General features: G+C 47.1%; 1 protein-coding gene. It reads left to right on the top strand.

Annotated elements, in window-relative coordinates; genetic code table 11:
- The coding region (locus NW857_RS13155) for a hypothetical protein (RefSeq protein WP_414369239.1) at nt 1-856 on the top strand (856 nt) is incomplete at its 5' end.
- Nucleotides 857-1,053 lie beyond the last annotated feature (197 nt).

Genomic DNA, 1,053 nt, shown 5'->3' with positions numbered 1-1,053 from the left:
GCAAAGAATCGAGGAGCTCCGCTGGCAAATTGAGGAAGGCGAGAAAGAACTTTCTAGGCTGCGGGAAGAGCTTCAGCAAAGGAGCGGGCGGCTCCAAAAACTTGAAGCCCAGTTGGCCGAGCAGCAGCAGCTTTTGGAACAGCTCCAAGACAAAGATCGGCGAGTGCAAAACCTCCAAGCAGGGATTGAAGAGCTACAGAACCAACTCTTCCAAAGAGAGGAAGAGATAGAGAGGCTGCGTGCGGAGCAGCAAAGATGGCTACAAACTAGAGGCGATTCAGCTAAGCAGCACTATGCATACACAGACGAGGTTACAGAGCTGAGACTACAGCTTCAACAAAGGGATGAGGAAATAGAGAAGCTGAAGGCTGACTTAGAAGATTTTCAAGAGACTGTGTCTGCAATGTCCCAAGGAACAAGGCATTATAGGAGGTGCAAGCCATCGGAAACAGATATAATTTTGAGAAGAACTGAGAGAGAATTTTACCCCCAAGAAGCCAAGAGTTTTATTTTGGAAATCTTGCACAGAGCAATTGATCAAGTACATGAGAAAAGCAGAGTTCGGCATATACTTGAAGATCTGCTTCAATATAACGATGCACAGGAAGGCAACAGACATCGTCAAGATATTATGGGGTCTATAGATGATTTGTTCTTAGACTATCGCAAATGGAGTGATTCTCACGAGCGAAAACTGCAGAGACTTGGTTTTGAGATTACTTCAGAAGACAACCATGTCAAGATTCGTTTTCACAGAGATCCGCGCTATCAAATTATTCTATCTAGGACTCCCAGCGATTGGCGCGCCGGTCGCGAAATTATTCAAGAAATTCGCAAGAAAATTTTCGGGCTCTAACAGAGTTAGGAGACTTGTTTGTCATTTTTGTTACAAGAGCGGGATCCTCTCTGTCTAGAGTTGGGGGAGCCTGATAGCCTGGAAGAAAGTCTGGGATCCCTGCCATGTTCTACCTGCCGGTCTCGCTGTTGCTGTTTTTCATGCTGGTGCTGCTGCTGCCCTTCCTCTGGCTGGGGCTAGCGGTGGACGTGGTGGCG

It is taken from the genome of Synechococcus sp. H55.9 (assembly GCF_047462355.1).
Taxonomy (GTDB): domain Bacteria; phylum Cyanobacteriota; class Cyanobacteriia; order Thermostichales; family Thermostichaceae; genus Thermostichus.
The sequence above is the reverse complement of the archived record's forward strand: the minus strand, read 5'-3'. Positions and strand labels throughout refer to the sequence as shown.